Genomic DNA, 15099 nt, shown 5'->3' on the forward strand with positions numbered 1-15099 from the left:
CACCAAGGGAGAGAAGGCTCACGACATACGGCCGGCGCCGGACGGACGAGGCGTCAGAAAACCTCGCCCGACCAGCGCCTGACCTGCTGTCATGCCGTTGCGGTCACGACACCGGCGCCTGGTCCGGTGAGCCCGCGACACGCCCGGTGGTGTTCTCGTCGTCACCGGCGACGGCCCGGCGCTTCGAGGCGTAGACGGCGGCGGCGATGACGACGATCGCGATCGTCGCCACGACGGCCCGTACGCCCGCGTTCGCGTCGTCGCCGTAGCCGAACTGGACAACCGCGGGCGCGATGAGCAGCGCCACCAGGTTCATGACCTTCAGCAACGGGTTGATGGCCGGGCCCGCCGTGTCCTTGAACGGGTCGCCGACCGTGTCGCCGATGACGGTGGCGGCGTGCGCGTCGCTGCCCTTGCCGCCGTGGTGGCCGTCCTCGACGAGCTTCTTGGCGTTGTCCCAGGCGCCTCCGGAGTTGGCGAGGAAGATCGCCATGAGGATGCCGGTCCCGATGGCGCCAGCGAGGTACGCGCCCAGGGCTCCGACGCCGAGGCTGAAGCCGACGGCGATGGGCGCCATCACGGCGAGGAGACCGGGTGTGGCCAGCTCGCGCAGGGCGTCCTTGGTGCAGATGTCGACCACGCGCCCGTACTCCGGCTTCTCGCTGAAGTCCATGATTCCCGGATGCTCGCGGAACTGCCGCCGCACCTCGTACACGACCGATCCGGCCGACCGGGACACGGCGTTGATGGCGAGCCCGGAGAAGAGGAAGACGACGGCGGCCCCGAGGATGAGGCCGACGAGGTTGTTGGGCTGCGAGATGTCCATGGACAGGGTCGTCTCGGTGGCCTTGGCCCCGACATCGGCGACGGCGGTGGCGATGGCGTCCCGGTACGACCCGAAGAGCGCCGCCGCGGCCAGGACCGCGGTGGCGATGGCGATGCCCTTGGTGATCGCCTTGGTGGTGTTGCCGACGGCGTCGAGGTCGGTCAGGACCTGCGCCCCGGCGCCCTCGACGTCGCCGGACATCTCGGCGATGCCCTGCGCGTTGTCGGAGACGGGGCCGAAGGTGTCCATGGCGACGATCACGCCGACGGTGGTGAGCAGGCCGGTGCCCGCGAGGGCCACGGCGAACAGCGCCAGGATGATGGACGCGCCGCCGAGCAGGAACGCCCCGTAGACGGCGAGGCCGATCAGCAGGGCGGTGTAGACGGCGGACTCCAGGCCGATGGAGACGCCCGCGAGGACGACGGTGGCCGGGCCGGTCAGCGAGGACTTGCCGATGTCCCTGACCGGCGCCTGCTCGGCTCGGTGAAGTAGCCCGTGAGCTGCTGGATGAGCGCGGCCAGCACGATGCCGACGGCGACGGCGACGAGGGCCAGGACGCGCGGATCACCACTGTGGGCACGGACGGCGGCGTCGGTGACGCCGTCCAGGGCCGCGTACGAGGACGGCAGGTAGAGGAAGGCGGCGACCGCCACGAGGGCGAGGGAGATCAGCGCGGAGATGAAGAAGCCGCGGTTGATGGCCGTCATCCCGCTGCGGTCGGCGCGCCGCGGCGCGACCGCGAAGATGCCGATCATCGCGGTGACGACGCCGATCGCCGGAACGATCAGGGGAAAGGCCAGTCCCAGGTCGCCGAACGCGGCCTTGCCGAGGATCAGCGCGGCGACCAGCGTCACGGCGTACGACTCGAAGAGGTCGGCCGCCATCCCGGCGCAGTCGCCGACATTGTCCCCGACGTTGTCGGCGATCGTGGCGGCGTTGCGGGGGTCGTCCTCGGGGATGCCCTTCTCGACCTTGCCGACGAGGTCGGCGCCGACGTCGGCGGCCTTGGTGAAGATGCCGCCGCCCACACGCATGAACATGGCGATCAGCGCCGCACCCAGGCCGAAGCCCTCCAGGACCTTGGGGGCGTCGGCCGCGTAGACGAGGACGACGCAGGAGGCGCCGAGCAGGCCGAGCCCGACGGTGAACATGCCGACGACTCCGCCGGTGCGGAAAGCGATCTTCATGGCCTTGTGGGAGACGACTGTCAGATCCTTCGCGGGTTCTCCGGGGCCCGGCGTCGCCTCACGCGCGGCCGCCGCGACGCGCACATTGCTGCGGACGGCGAGCCGCATGCCGATGTATCCGGTGACCGCCGAAAAAAGCGCACCCACCAGGAAGAAGAGAGATCGCCCCGCGCGCTGCGACCAGTTGTCGGCCGGAAGCAGCATGAGAAGGAAGAACACGATGACGGCGAACACGGCGAGTGTCCGCAACTGCCGGGCGAGATACGCGTTCGCGCCTTCCTGCACCGCCGCCGCGATCTTTTTCATGGCCTCGGTGCCTTCACCGGCGGCCAGCACCTGACGTACGAGCAGCTGGGCGACGATCAGCGCGGCCAGCGCCACTGCCGCGATGACGATCACGATGATCCGGTTCTCGGAGGTGAGTACCGCGCCGGCGAGAGAGATCGAGTCGTAGGACTGCTGTGGGTTGAAGAGCCCCGCCATTCGTCCTCCTTGACGTCAGAGCTCAAGATGTGGACGGATTGTAGGGAGCGGAACCCGATCAAAACAGGGCGCCGAAGAACAGAATTGACCTTCGTTTGCCGGTCGGCAAATGATCGATTGCCGAAATACGCCCGAACGCAGTAATGGGCCGAAAGCATTGACCCCGGAGCGAAGATCGGAGAAAAAAGAAAAGGCCCTGCTCAGCACATGTCGGGCAGGGCCTTCAGTGGGGCTTGGGAAGCTTCAGGAAAGTTCGAAGGAGCCGGTCGTCGGCCAGCTCATCCGGATGACGCCACCGTGCTCGCCCGCGGACACCTGGACGTCGTCGACGAGCCCGCTGATCACCGCGAGGCCCATCCGGTCCTCGCCCTCCGCGTCGTCGAAGTCCTCGGCCGGTGCGCTGCTGCGCGCGCCCGGCACGCCGGCGGCGTCCGCCGCGGCGACCCCCGCACCCGGCACCTCGTCGCCGACCTCGATGGAAAACGCCTTCTCCTCCTCGGTCAGCACCACCCGCACCGGAGCGGTGACCCCGTTGCTGCGGTGCAGTCCCACGGCGCGCGAGCATGCCTCACCCACGGCGAGCCTGACCTCGTCCAGCACCGCCTCGTCGACACCGGCGCGGCGCGCCACCGCGGCCGCCACCAGGCGGGCCGTCCTGACGTGCTCGGGCTGAGCGCTGAAGCGGAGTTCAACGGTGGCCATGCGGTCCCCCTCGGGCGTACGAAGCGTGCATCTCAGAGGACCGGGCTGGACGCCCGGCACCTCTGCCGTTCCTCCGGAATGCCTCCGGGGCCTGGGCCGGCACGGGCCGACCCACTGCCGGCAGGCGTCAGTCGGTGGCCGCGACGGCCTCGTCGACCGTGGTGTGAATCGGGAACACCTTGGTCAGACCCGTGATCCGGAAGATCTTGAGAATGCGCTCCTGGTTGCAGACCAGACGGAGCGAGCCCTCGTGGGCACGCACCCGCTTCAGGCCGCCGACGAGAACGCCGAGTCCGGTCGAGTCGAGGAAGTCCACGCCCTCCATGTCGACGACCAGGTGGTAGCTGCCGTCGTTGACCAACTCGACCAACTGCTCGCGCAGCTTGGGCGCGGTATACACATCAATCTCGCCACCGACCTCGACGACCGTACGGTCGCCACTGGGGCCGGACACATTGCGAGTCGACAGGGACAGGTCCACGGATCCTCCAGCACCTTGCTATCGAGCGGTCGCCCCCTCGGGTCTCCCCGGCGGAGCCAGGGGACGGATCGCCAGCCGCGATGGCATTCAATCACTTACCAGCAGCCATGCACGACGCCTTGGGAGCATTGTCCGTCACGCCAGTGACACACTCGGTGCCGATGGCCAGGAATCAGCGCCCCAGTCGACCCCCCGAGAGCGGGGGAACCCGACCGTCCCCCGGAACGGTCCTCGACCGGCTCACCACGGGGGCGAACCGGGCTGCGCGCATCACTCATACGGAGCACCTGCCCCCCAGAGAGGGTCGGCATGCCGTCTGGCCCGATCGCATCCGTCCAGAAGTGATCAATTCCATTCACCAGGCGGGCATCGTCCATCCGTGGGCCCACCAGGCGGCGGCCGCCGAGCACGCTCTGGACGGCGAGTCCGTCGTGATCGCCACCGGCACGGCCTCCGGCAAGTCCCTCGCCTATCTCGCCCCCGTCCTGTCCACGCTCCTCGACGGCTCCGAGGCCCCCAACGGCCGGGGCACCACCGCCCTCTACCTGGCACCCACGAAGGCCCTCGCCGCCGACCAGCGGCGCGCCGTCCGGTCCCTCGCCGCCCCTCTCGGCAACCGGATCCGCCCGGCGGTGTACGACGGCGACACGCCGGTCGAGGAACGCGAATGGGTACGCCAGTACGCCAACTACGTCCTGACCAACCCGGACATGCTCCACCGGGGCATACTCCCCGCCCACCCCCGCTGGTCCTCCTTCCTGCGCGCCCTGCGCTACGTCGTGATCGACGAGTGCCACACCTACCGGGGCGTCTTCGGCTCGCACGTCGCGCAGGTGCTGCGCCGGCTGCGCCGCCTGTGTGCCCGCTACGGCTCCAGCCCGGTCTTCCTCCTCGCCTCGGCCACCGCCGCCGAACCCGCCGTCGCCGCGGGCCGCCTCACGGGCCTGCCCGTGCGCGAGGTGGCCGACGACGCCTCACCGCGCGGCGAGCTGGTCTTCGCCCTGTGGGAGCCTCCGCTCACCGAACTCCAGGGCGAACAGGGAGCACCTGTCCGCCGCACCGCCACCGCCGAGACCGCCGACCTCCTGACCGACCTGACCGTCCAGGGCGTCCGCTCGGTCGCCTTCATCCGCTCCCGGCGCGGCGCCGAGCTGATCTCGGTCATCGCCCAGGAACGGCTCGCCGAGGTCGACCGCTCACTCGCCCGCAGGGTCGCCGCCTACCGGGGCGGCTACCTGCCCGAGGAACGCCGCGCCCTGGAGCAGGCCCTGCACTCGGGTGAACTCCTCGGCATGGCCGCGACGACCGCCCTCGAACTGGGCATCGACGTCTCGGGCCTGGACGCCGTGCTGATCGCCGGCTACCCGGGCACCCGCGCCTCGCTGTGGCAGCAGGCCGGCCGCGCCGGACGCTCGGGCCAGGGCGCCCTGGCCGTTCTCGTCGCCCGCGACGACCCGCTGGACACCTACCTCGTCCACCACCCGGAGGCGCTGTTCCGGCAGCCCGTGGAGTCCACCGTCCTGGACCCCGACAACCCGTACGTGCTCGCCCCCCATCTCTGCGCGGCGGCGGCGGAACTCCCGCTCACCGACACCGATCTCCGGCTCTTCGGCCCCGCCGTCCCCGAACTGCTCCCCCAGCTGGAGTCCGCCGGCCTGCTGCGCCGCCGGGCCTCCGGCTGGTACTGGACCCGGCGCGAGCGCGCCGTCGACCTCACCGACATCCGCGGCGGGGGCGGCAGCCCGGTCCAGATCGTCGAGGCCGGCACCGGTCGGCTCCTCGGCACGGTGGACGCGTCGGCCGCCCACGCCTCCGTCCACGAGGGCGCCGTCCACCTCCACCAGGGCCGCACCTACCTCGTACGCGACCTCGACCTGAAGGAGTCCGTCGCCCTCGTCGAGGAGGCCAACCCGCCGTACTCGACCACCGCCCGCGACACCACCTCCATCTCCGTCCTAGAAACCGACATCGAGATCCCCTGGGGCGACGCACGCCTCTGCTACGGATCGGTCGAGGTCACCAACCAGGTCGTCTCCTTCCTGCGCCGCCGGCTCATCACCGGCGAGGTGCTCGGCGAGAGCAAGCTCGACCTCCCTCCCCGCACCCTGCGCACCCGCGCCGTGTGGTGGACGGTCACCGAGGACCAGCTCGACGCCGCCCGGGTGAACCCCGAGCAGCTGGGCGGCGCCCTGCACGCCGCCGAGCACGCCTCCATCGGCCTGCTGCCGCTGTTCGCCACCTGCGACCGCTGGGACATCGGCGGCGTGTCCATCCCGCTGCACCCGGACACCCTGCTGCCGACCGTCTTCGTGTACGACGGCCATCCGGGTGGTGCCGGCTTCGCCGAGCGGGCGTTCCACACGGCCCGGGCCTGGCTCACGGCGACCCGCGAGGCCATCGCCTCGTGCGAATGCGAGGCCGGCTGCCCGTCCTGCATCCAGTCGCCCAAGTGCGGCAACGGCAACGACCCGCTCCACAAGCGCGGCGCCGTACGGCTCCTCACGGAGCTGCTCCGCGGAGCCCCGGAGGAACCGCCGCCGGGTGCTCCGGCCGGGGAGCCGCACGAGGGTCCGGAGGCGGCGTCGGGGCCCGCCGGTCCAGGCTCCGACTAGCCGCCCGTTCCGACGCCGTGGCGGTACCGAGTTCCGGCACGAGAGGGCTGAATCGGCTCAGGGAGGCTTCTGGCGCCGGTCACAAGGGCCGGGGCCATCAGCCGAGCCCCCAGATATCGCCAATGGCTGCGGGGGCCTCCCATGGGCGTGTGGCACGGCTGCCGGGCCTGTCTGCGGTGTCGCCGCATCCGGTGGTCCCGCCCGTGCCCGGACCTCTGGGGCGTACGGGCCGAAGCGGGCGCGTGCCGTCACCTCAGCGATCTCGCCGTCCACGGCGCACCGGACCACCTCCGCCCGCTGAGCGCTGGCCACCCGGGCCGCCGCCTCGCAGGCCGCCTCCGATCCCCGCAGCGCGCTGTCTGCCGCGGCGAGGGCCGCCAGGTCGGCCGCGCCACCCGCACGGTGCTTGGCGGCCACGGCCTGTCCCAGCGCGAGCACCGCCGCGAAGACCGCGCACAGCGAGGTCATCGTCAGAGCGACCCACACGGTCGCCGAGCCCCGGTCGTTTCCCGCCCTCCGTGGAGGGCGGAAGCGGCTCACGGGACGGCTCCAGAAGCCGCGCCGGGTGGGTGCTCCGCCCCGGGTGGGGCGCCGGCGCCACGTGGGTCATGCGCACGTGGCGGGGCGTGCGCCTCGACGGTGCCCTCCGCCCCGACGGTGTCCTCCGCCAGGGCGGCGGCCTCGGCGTGCAGGGTCATGGCCCAAGGGGCGGGCCCGGGCGCCGGGGCCTCGACGCGTACGCGCCACAGGTCGCCCGCCCGCTCCACCGCCACGCGCGCACCGTCCGGGGCGGTCGACCTGGCGGCCTCCACCGCCCGGGCCTGCGGCTCCGACCGGGCGGCCATCCGCGCCCCCGCCCGTGCGGCGTCCACGCACTGGATCTGGGCTGCCGCCGCGGCCAGGCCCCACAAGAGCGCCACGGCGAACAGCACCAGCGCCGGAATCGCCAACGCCGCCTCCGCGGTCACCGAACCCCTGTCCGGCACGGCCGGGCGCGCGGGCGGGCACATGCCGTGGGCCGCCCGATGTCAGAACTGGGCATCGAGCGCCCTGCCGATCACCGACTCCAGCCCCGATGACACCGCGTCACTCGTGACGATCTTGTAGAGCACGGCCGCGAAGGCACAGGCCGCGATCGTTCCCATCGCGTACTCGGCCGTGCTCATGCCCGTGTCCCTGCGTGCTCCGGCCCTGATCCGCGCGAGCCGCTCGAACGTCCACTTCTTCATCCGCTGCCACACAGCAGCCCCCTCGTGTTGTTGATCGTTTCCGGAATCGGTTGACTCGTTCAGTCGCCGGGGTGTGCGGTCACAGCAGGCCGCCGGCGAGTCCGATGACGACGGGCGCCACACCCACCGCGAGGAAGGCCGGCAGGAAGCAGAGCCCGACCGGGGCGGTGATCAGCACCTGTGCCCGCTGGGCCCGCGCCTCCGCCTCCCTGGCCCGGTCCGCCCGCAGAGCGGCGGCGGCCCGCGATGCCGGTCCCGCCGCAGGTGCGCCCGACACAGCGGTGCGCTCCAGGCTGCGGGCGAGGGCTCGGGCGCCGGGGATGGCGCCGAAGCGGGCCCACGCCTCGGCGGGGTCGCCTCCGAGGGCCAGTTCGGCCGCCGTCCGGGTGAGCCGGTCGCCGACCGGGCCGCCGAGCGATCTGCCTACGGCTTCGGCTGCCTCGCGCGGCCCCGCCCCGGCCGTCAGACAGGCGGCCAGCAGTTCCGCCGCCAAAGGGAGCCGCCGCGCCGCCTCGACATCGTCGAGCGCGGGCCTCGGACGCCGCTGCCACTTCCGTATGCCGTAGGCGGCCGCGGCCCCCACGGCGATACCGGCGATCCCGCCGACGAGCACCCAGCCAGCGATCGCGGCCGCAGCGGGCGCCGCCCAGGGCTTTGCCCGGGCCGCCCGGCCGGGCCGTCGCGACGCAGCGCGCCGCCGTTCGAGGTCCCCCTGCAGCAGGGCCGCGAGCCTCACACGCACGCGGCGCCGACGCCGTGCCCGTACGGCCGACCACGCCGTCCACGACGTCGCGACGAGAACCGCGGCCGCCGCCCCCAGCCTGTGGACAAGTTCCACGGTCACCCCTCCTCCGCCGCCCGGACGATTCGTGCCGCCCACCACAGGCCCAGCGCCTCCAGCGCCCCGCCGACGGTCAGGCAGGCCAGCCCCGCCGGCGTGTGCAGCAGTACGCGCAGGGGTTCGGCGCCCATCGCCCAGCCCATCGCAAGCCCCACCACGGGCAGCAGCGCCAGCAGCACGACCGTCGCCCAGGCGCCTGACAGCTGCGCCCGGAGTCGTTCCCGCTGGTCACGCCGGGCCCGTAGCGCCGCCTCCAGGCGTTGCAGCCCTTCGGCCAGGCCGACGCCGCTGTCCATCGCCACGTGCCAGCACGCCGCCACTCCGGCCAGCCCCTCGGCGCCTTCCGCGCGGCCCGCCCGCCGCAGCGCCTCGGGCACATCGCCCCCGAATCTGGCAGCCGCCAGTACGGCGGTCTCCTCGGCGCCGAGCGCCCCGGTCGACCCCGCCCCGAAGCGCAACGCCTGCGCGGGCCGGCCTCCGGCGCGCAGTTCACCCGCGACCACGGCGCACAGGTCGATCACCGCGTCCGCACGGCGGGCCCGTTCCCTTCCGGCGGCCCTGGCTCGCACCTGGCGCCGTACCAGCGGCACCGCGACGGCACCGGCGATCAGCGGCAATGGTGACTCGCCGAGCAGGGCCAGCACTACGGCGCCCACAGGACACAGCCATTCGGGTCCCCACCGTCCGCGCGGCCGCCAGCGGGGCCACCGCCACGGCGAAGGACCTGCCGCCGGACCGGCTGCTCCGCCCGCGAAGAACAGCTGCCCCCGGCTCCGCCCCCGGCCGCCGCCCCACAGCCAGGCCGCCACCGCGCCCACGCACAACGCCGCCGCGTAGGCCGGCTCAGCCGTCACCATCGCGCCCCGCCGATCAGCGCGCGGAGCCGCTCCCAGCCCCGCTCGCGGACGAATCCCCCCGCGCCCCAGCGCAGGGCGGGAACGGTCACGACCAGGCCTTCGGGACCCCGCTCCAGCACGTGCACCTCCGCCACGCGTCGCTGACCGCCCGGAGCCCGCACGAGGTGCACCACGGCGGAGAGGCCCGCCGCCAACTGGCTGTGCAGCGCCGCGCGGTCGAGGCCCGCGGCGGTGCCCAGCGCCTCCAGCCGGGCCGGCACGTCGGCCGCCGTGTTGGCGTGCACGGTTCCGCAACCGCCCTCGTGGCCGGTGTTCAGGGCGGCCAGCAGGTCGGTCACCTCGGCCCCGCGCACCTCGCCGACGACGAGGCGGTCCGGGCGCATGCGCAGCGCCTGGCGCACCAGGTCCCGCAGCGTCACCAGGCCGACGCCCTCCTGGTTGGCGGGCCGGGCCTCCAGCCGTACGACGTGCGGATGGTCCGGCCGCAGCTCCGCCGAGTCCTCGGCCAGCACGATCCGTTCACGCTCGCCGACGAGCCCGAGCATCGTGGACAGCAACGTCGTCTTGCCGGAGCCGGTCCCGCCGCTCACCAGATACGACACGCGGGCCTCGACCAGCGCCCGGCACACCCGGTCGCCGCCCGGCGGCACCGTGCCGGCCGTGACGAGTTCGGCCAGGGAGAAGGCCCGGGGCCGGACCACCCGCAGAGACAGGCACGTCGAGCCGACGGCGACCGGCGGCAGCACGGCGTGCATACGCGTCCCGTCCGGAAGCCGGGCGTCCACCCATGGCCGCGCGTCGTCCAGCCGCCGACCCGCCACGGCGGCGAGCCGCTGGGCCAACCGGCGTACGGCTGCGGCGTCCGGGAAGGCGATGTCCGACAGTTCCAGGCCGTCCCCGCGGTCCACCCACACCCGGTCGGGCGCCGACACCAGGACGTCCGTCACGTCCGGGTCGGCGAGCAGCGCTTCGAGCGGGCCGGTCCCCACCAGTTCGCACCGCAGCTCCTCGGCGACACCCAGCACTTGGGCGTCGCCCAGCAGCCGTCCCTGGGCCCGCAGCGCCGCCGCGACCCCCGCCGGGGTCGGCTCCGTGCCGCTCTCCGCGAGGCGCTGTCGTACGGCCTCCAGCAGCCCGGCCGTCATGAGACGGCCTCGCCCACGAGGGCGCGTTCCCAGAACGCCCCGCAGAACCGGCCGAGCGGTCCGGAGGCGCTGCCGCCGGGCACGAGCCCCTCGTCGAGGGACTCCAGGAGGCGTGGCTCCCTGGGGAGTTCGCCGGCGAGCGGCAGCCCCAGCACCCGCGCGATCCACCCCTCGTCGACGCCCGCGGAGTACGGCCCGCGCGCGACGACCCGCAGGTCGCCCAGGACCATGCGCGCCGCCGACGCCACCCTCTTGGCCGCCGCTACCGCCCTCAACTCGCCCGGCACGACCAGCAGTCCGACGTCGACCTGGCCCAGCGCCTCGGCGGTGGCCTCGTCGATCCTGCGCGGCAGATCCACGACCACGGCTCCGCCGCGCCTGCGTGCGGCGGCCAGCACCGACCGCATCGCCTCCGGAGGGACGACCACCGCGTCACCGCGGTCCCAGCTGAGCACGCGCAGTCCGCGCAGGGAGGGCAGCGACTCCTCCAGCGCCGCGCCGGCGACCCTGCCCTGGGAGGCGGCGAAATCCGGCCAGCGCAGGCCGTCCGCACGTTCGGCGCCGAGGAGGACGTCGAGCCCTCCTCCGAGCGGGTCCGCGTCCACGAGCATCGTGCGGTGGCCGAGGTGCGCCGCGCTCACCGCGAGCGCGCAGGCGAGGGTGGAGGCTCCGGCTCCGCCCCGGCCGCCCAGCACGCCGACGGTCAGGGCCGGTCTGCCGACGCCCTCGACGACGTCGGCGATCCGGTCGACGAGCCACGTCTCCGCGTCGGGCAGGCGCAGGACGCAGTCGGCCCCGATGTCCACGGCCCGCCGCCAGACGCCGGGATCATCCTGGTCACGGCCGACGAGCAGAACCCCGCGCCGGCGTGTGGCGCCCCGGCAGCTCGCGGCCGCGTCGTCGCCGACCAGCACCAGTGGCGCGTTGTCCCACACAGCTCTCTCGTCCGGCACCGTGTGGTGCACCTCGGGCCGCGCGCCCGCCGCGGCGCACAGCCGCAGCAAGTCGTCGAGCAGCTCGACGTCCTGGGTCACGATCAGCGGCTCGGCCCGTCGCACCTCCACGGACTCCGCTTGATCGGATGTGATGGTTCCAGCCACGGTCTCCCGCCCCCTCTCCGTCTTCTTCCGGGGTCAATCTCCGCGCGTCATTCGCCGCGCGTTCGTGACGGCTCCGCGCTGCATCGGCGCTGCGGAAGATCTGTGAATCCACGCGCCGCGGCATCGCGACCGGAATCACAGTGGCGGGGTTCCGGAAATAAAGTGGATCTTGCTCAAAAACTGTGGACAACTCATCGGCTGTGAATATCCCGGTCGCCCATACCAGCGACTTCCGCTCTGCAGCGTCTCGGCTACTCTGAGTGATGGAACGCGTCGGCGAGCGGCCGGCTGCGGCATGCGGCGAAAGAGGCAGAGATGATCGGATATGACCGCGCGGGACGCGCGAAAACGCCCCCGGACATGCGACGACCCCCGCCGGGGGGGAGAGCGGGGGTCGTCTCTCCGGCCGACTCGGGGGGGGAGGAGTCGGTCCGGGTTAGCACGGTCGCGAACGATCCGTGACTTCCATGGTGTACCCGAGAGCCTTCTCAGGCAAACCCACACGCCCCAGCGTACGCCGAATGGCGGGCACCTATGCTCAGGCTCGTGGAAAACCACTCCTTGCCTCGCACAGCAGCCTTCTTTGACCTGGACAAGACGGTCATTGCGAAGTCGTCGACACTGACCTTCAGCAAGTCCTTCTACCAAGGCGGGCTGATCAACCGCCGCGCCGCGCTGCGCACCGCCTACACCCAGTTCGTGTTCCTGGCCGGCGGAGCCGACCACGACCAGATGGAGCGCATGCGCGCGTACCTCTCCCGCCTCTGCAAGGGCTGGAACGTCCAGCAGGTCAAGGAGCTGGTCGCCGAGACGCTGCACGACCTGATCGACCCGATCATCTACGACGAGGCCGCGTCCCTCATCGAGGAGCACCACGCCGCCGGCCGGGACGTGGTGATCGTGTCCACCTCCGGTGCCGAGGTGGTCGAGCCGATCGGCGAGCTTCTCGGCGCCGACCGCGTCGTGGCCACCCGGATGGTCGTCGGCGACGACGGGTGCTTCACCGGTGAGGTGGAGTACTACGCCTACGGCCCCACCAAGGCGGAGGCGATCCGGGAGCTGGCCGAGTCGGAGGGCTACGACCTGGCGCGCTGCTACGCGTACAGCGACTCGGCGACCGACGTACCGATGCTGGAGACGGTCGGGCACCCCTACGCGGTCAATCCCGACCGGGCGCTGCGCCGGGAGGCCGTCGCGCGGGAATGGCCGATTCTCGTCTTCAACCGGCCCGTGCGGCTGAAGCAGCGACTGCCGTCGTTCAGGCTGCCTCCGAGGCCGGCGCTCGTGGCCATGGCGGCGGTGGGAGCCGCGGCGGCCACGGCGGGGCTGGTCTGGTACGCGAGCCGACGACGCCAGAGCGCGGCCGCGAGGGCGGCAACGGCCGCCCGACTTGCCCGTGTTTGAACGTAAAAGTAAAGAAACCAGGGTCAGGGCTTTCCCTTACCGGCGCGCGGGAGTACAAAGGATTTACGGCCCGCGAGACCGAGGACATCCGAGAGGATCACCTGTTGAGCAAGAAGGCCCCACGGACCGAACAGCACAGAAACTGAGCACCCACGCGACGTCGACCCGTCGATTACGGGCCAGCCGCACCAGGCGTAGGGCAAAGTCCCCGCTTGATGGGCACTTATCGAGGACGCATGGTAACTCGGCGGATGTGCCAGCGGCGGTACCGATATCGGTACCGCCGCAACCCTGTTCGGGGCTGTGCCCGCCCGTTCAGGCGGCGCCGCGCTGGAGCGCCTCGCACACGGCGGTGGACTCCCGGACGCCCAGTTCCACGGCACGGCCGCAGTGGGTGATCCACTTCGCCATGCCTTCGGGGGTCCCGGATCGGTACCCCTCGAAGGCCTCGATGTAGGCGGTCGGGCCCTGCTCGGCGTGGCCGACCTCCGCGGGGCAGATCGCCTTGGGGTCCAGGCCGCTGCCGACGAGGACGATGCGCTCGGCGGCCCTGGCGACGAGACCGCTGTACGAGGTGAAGGGGCGCAGGGCGAGGAGTTCACCGTGCACCACGGCGGCCGTCACCAGGGCGGGGGCGGAGGTGCCGGTGACGATCAGGTCCGCCAGCCCGTCCAGCCGGCCGGCCACCTCGGCGGCGTCCGGCAGGGGCGCGTCGATCAGCGGCTCGACGACCGCCTCGCCGGCCTGCCTGGGCCGCCCCACCGACTCCCCGGCGTCGCCGGCCGCCACCAGGTGCAGCCGGGCCAGCACCCGCAGCGGCGACTGCCGCCAGATGGACAGCAGCTGCCCGGCCTCGGCGCCGAGCCGCAGTGCGGCGCCGACCGTCCGCGCCTCCGGGTCGCCGCTGAAGTCACTGCGTCGGCGGACCTCCTCCAGCGCCCAGTCGGCGCCGGAGAGCGCCGCCGAGGCGCGGGCTCCCCGCAGCGCCGCCTCGGAGGACACCTCGTTGCTGCGGCGCCGCATCACACGATGGCCGTACACCCGGTCGACGGCCTTGCGTACGGAGTCCACGGCTTCGGGGACACCCGGCAGTGACCCCAGGGGGGCCAGCGGGTCGGCGGCATTCGTACTCATAAGTAGGGAGGCTACGCGTCCGCCACCCCGACCCTCCGCACGAGTGGCGTTCCTCATACGGATCGACCACCCGAAGCGATCGGGAGACTACCCTTGGTGAACATGAAGATCGCTTTCGTAGGGAAGGGCGGCAGCGGCAAGACGACGCTGTCCTCGCTCTTCATCCGCCACTTGGCTGCTGCCGGCGCACCGGTCGTGGCGGTGGACGCCGACATCAACCAGCACCTGGGCACGGCGCTCGGCCTGGAGGACGCGGAGGCCGCCGCGCTGCCCGCGATGGGGGAACGGCTGCCGCTGATCAAGGACTATCTGCGCGGCAGCAATCCGCGGATCGCCTCCGCCGACATGATGATCAAGACGACACCGCCCGGGGAGGGCTCGCGGCTGCTGCGCATCCGTGAGGACAACCCCGTGTACGAGGCGTGTGCCCGGTCCCTGCGGCTGGACGACGGCGAGATCAGGCTGATGGTGACGGGGCCGTTCAACGAGTCGGACCTGGGCGTGGCCTGCTACCACTCCAAGGTGGGGGCGGTCGAGCTGTTCCTCAATCACCTGGTGGACGGCCCGGAGGAGTACGTCGTCGTCGACATGACGGCCGGGTCGGACTCGTTCGCGTCCGGGATGTTCACCCGCTTCGACATGACGTTCCTGGTGGCCGAGCCGACCCGCAAGGGCGTGTCCGTGTACCGCCAGTACAAGGAGTACGCGCGGGACTTCGGGGTGGCTCTGCGGGTCGTCGGCAACAAGGTCCAGGGCCCGGACGACGTGGACTTCCTCCGCGAGCAGGTGGGGGACGACCTGCTGGTGACGGTCGGGCAGTCGGACTGGGTCCGGGCCATGGAAAAGGGCCGTCCGGCTCCGTTCGTCTCACTGGAGCCGCAGAACCGGACGGCCCTGGGGACACTGCTGGCGGCCGCCGACGCGACGTACGGGCGCCGGGACTGGGAGCGCTACACGCGCCAGATGGTGCACTTCCACTTGAAGAACGCCCAGAGCTGGGGGAACGCGAGGACGGGCACCGACCTGGCCGCGCAGGTGGACCCGGCCTTCGTCCTGAGCGAGGCGGTCCCCCAGCTCTCGTGACGGCGGCCCGGCGGG

13 protein-coding genes and 1 pseudogene are annotated in these 15099 nt (G+C 72.4%); 3 read left to right on the plus strand and 11 right to left on the minus strand.

What is annotated here, in order from left to right; translation table 11 throughout:
- Positions 1-103: 103 nt before the first annotated feature.
- From ABEB09_RS14155 to ABEB09_RS14165, 3 genes and pseudogenes are all read right to left on the minus strand, one after another.
- Positions 104-2496: pseudogene (locus tag ABEB09_RS14155) on the minus strand (sodium-translocating pyrophosphatase).
- 243 nt (positions 2497-2739) lie between these two features.
- Positions 2740-3198 (minus strand): ATP-binding protein, encoded by a 459-nt coding sequence (locus ABEB09_RS14160; RefSeq protein WP_345690258.1) that lies wholly within the window; start codon positions 3196-3198, stop codon positions 2740-2742.
- A gap of 127 nt (positions 3199-3325) precedes the next feature.
- Complete coding sequence (locus ABEB09_RS14165; RefSeq protein ID WP_126885862.1) at positions 3326-3679, minus strand: STAS domain-containing protein; 354 nt, start codon at positions 3677-3679, stop codon at positions 3326-3328.
- Between the two features lie 80 nt (positions 3680-3759).
- On the opposite strand from ABEB09_RS14165, the gene ABEB09_RS14170 reads away from it, so the two are divergent.
- On the plus strand, positions 3760-6291 hold the full coding sequence (locus ABEB09_RS14170) for a DEAD/DEAH box helicase (RefSeq protein ID WP_345690259.1): 2532 nt from the start codon (positions 3760-3762) through the stop codon (positions 6289-6291).
- Positions 6292-6348: 57 nt separating this feature from the next.
- On the opposite strand, the gene ABEB09_RS14175 is transcribed toward ABEB09_RS14170, so the two are convergent.
- From ABEB09_RS14175 to ssd, 7 genes are all read right to left on the minus strand, one after another.
- Positions 6349-6831, minus strand: a complete 483-nt coding sequence (locus ABEB09_RS14175) for an Rv3654c family TadE-like protein (protein ID WP_345690260.1) — start codon at positions 6829-6831, stop codon at positions 6349-6351.
- Entirely contained in the window at positions 6828-7259 is a 432-nt protein-coding gene (locus tag ABEB09_RS14180; RefSeq protein ID WP_345690261.1) for a TadE family type IV pilus minor pilin, read from the minus strand. The genes ABEB09_RS14175 and ABEB09_RS14180 overlap by 4 nt, the downstream gene beginning before the upstream one ends.
- Positions 7260-7319: 60 nt before the next feature.
- On the minus strand, positions 7320-7520 hold the full coding sequence (locus tag ABEB09_RS14185) for a DUF4244 domain-containing protein (RefSeq protein WP_345693935.1): 201 nt from the start codon (positions 7518-7520) through the stop codon (positions 7320-7322).
- A gap of 79 nt (positions 7521-7599) precedes the next feature.
- The gene (locus ABEB09_RS14190; protein WP_345690262.1) at positions 7600-8364 is read right to left on the minus strand and encodes a type II secretion system F family protein; all 765 of its coding nucleotides are present in this window, start codon (positions 8362-8364) and stop codon (positions 7600-7602) included.
- On the minus strand, positions 8361-9218 hold the full coding sequence (locus ABEB09_RS14195) for a type II secretion system F family protein (protein ID WP_345690263.1): 858 nt from the start codon (positions 9216-9218) through the stop codon (positions 8361-8363). Before ABEB09_RS14195 ends, ABEB09_RS14190 begins: the two co-directional genes overlap by 4 nt.
- Positions 9212-10363: a TadA family conjugal transfer-associated ATPase gene (locus ABEB09_RS14200; RefSeq protein ID WP_345690264.1), complete on the minus strand. Its 1152-nt coding sequence runs from the start codon at positions 10361-10363 to the stop codon at positions 9212-9214. Before ABEB09_RS14200 ends, ABEB09_RS14195 begins: the two co-directional genes overlap by 7 nt.
- The gene (gene ssd, locus ABEB09_RS14205; RefSeq protein ID WP_345690265.1) at positions 10360-11463 is read right to left on the minus strand and encodes a septum site-determining protein Ssd; all 1104 of its coding nucleotides are present in this window, start codon (positions 11461-11463) and stop codon (positions 10360-10362) included. Before ssd ends, ABEB09_RS14200 begins: the two co-directional genes overlap by 4 nt.
- 534 nt (positions 11464-11997) lie before the next feature.
- Between ssd and ABEB09_RS14210 the strand changes: the two genes are divergently transcribed.
- On the plus strand, positions 11998-12867 hold the full coding sequence (locus tag ABEB09_RS14210) for an HAD family hydrolase (protein WP_345690266.1): 870 nt from the start codon (positions 11998-12000) through the stop codon (positions 12865-12867).
- A gap of 315 nt (positions 12868-13182) precedes the next feature.
- Here the strand turns inward: ABEB09_RS14210 and ABEB09_RS14215 are convergent, their stop codons facing one another.
- On the minus strand, positions 13183-14001 hold the full coding sequence (locus ABEB09_RS14215; RefSeq protein ID WP_345690267.1) for a Fic family protein: 819 nt from the start codon (positions 13999-14001) through the stop codon (positions 13183-13185).
- A gap of 102 nt (positions 14002-14103) precedes the next feature.
- On the opposite strand from ABEB09_RS14215, the gene ABEB09_RS14220 reads away from it, so the two are divergent.
- Positions 14104-15084, plus strand: coding sequence for an ATP-binding protein (locus tag ABEB09_RS14220; RefSeq protein WP_345690268.1), 981 nt, complete (start codon positions 14104-14106; stop codon positions 15082-15084).
- Positions 15085-15099 lie beyond the last annotated feature (15 nt).

Source organism: Streptomyces coeruleoprunus (assembly GCF_039542925.1).
In the GTDB taxonomy this organism is placed as follows: Bacteria; Actinomycetota; Actinomycetes; order Streptomycetales; family Streptomycetaceae; genus Streptomyces; species Streptomyces coeruleoprunus.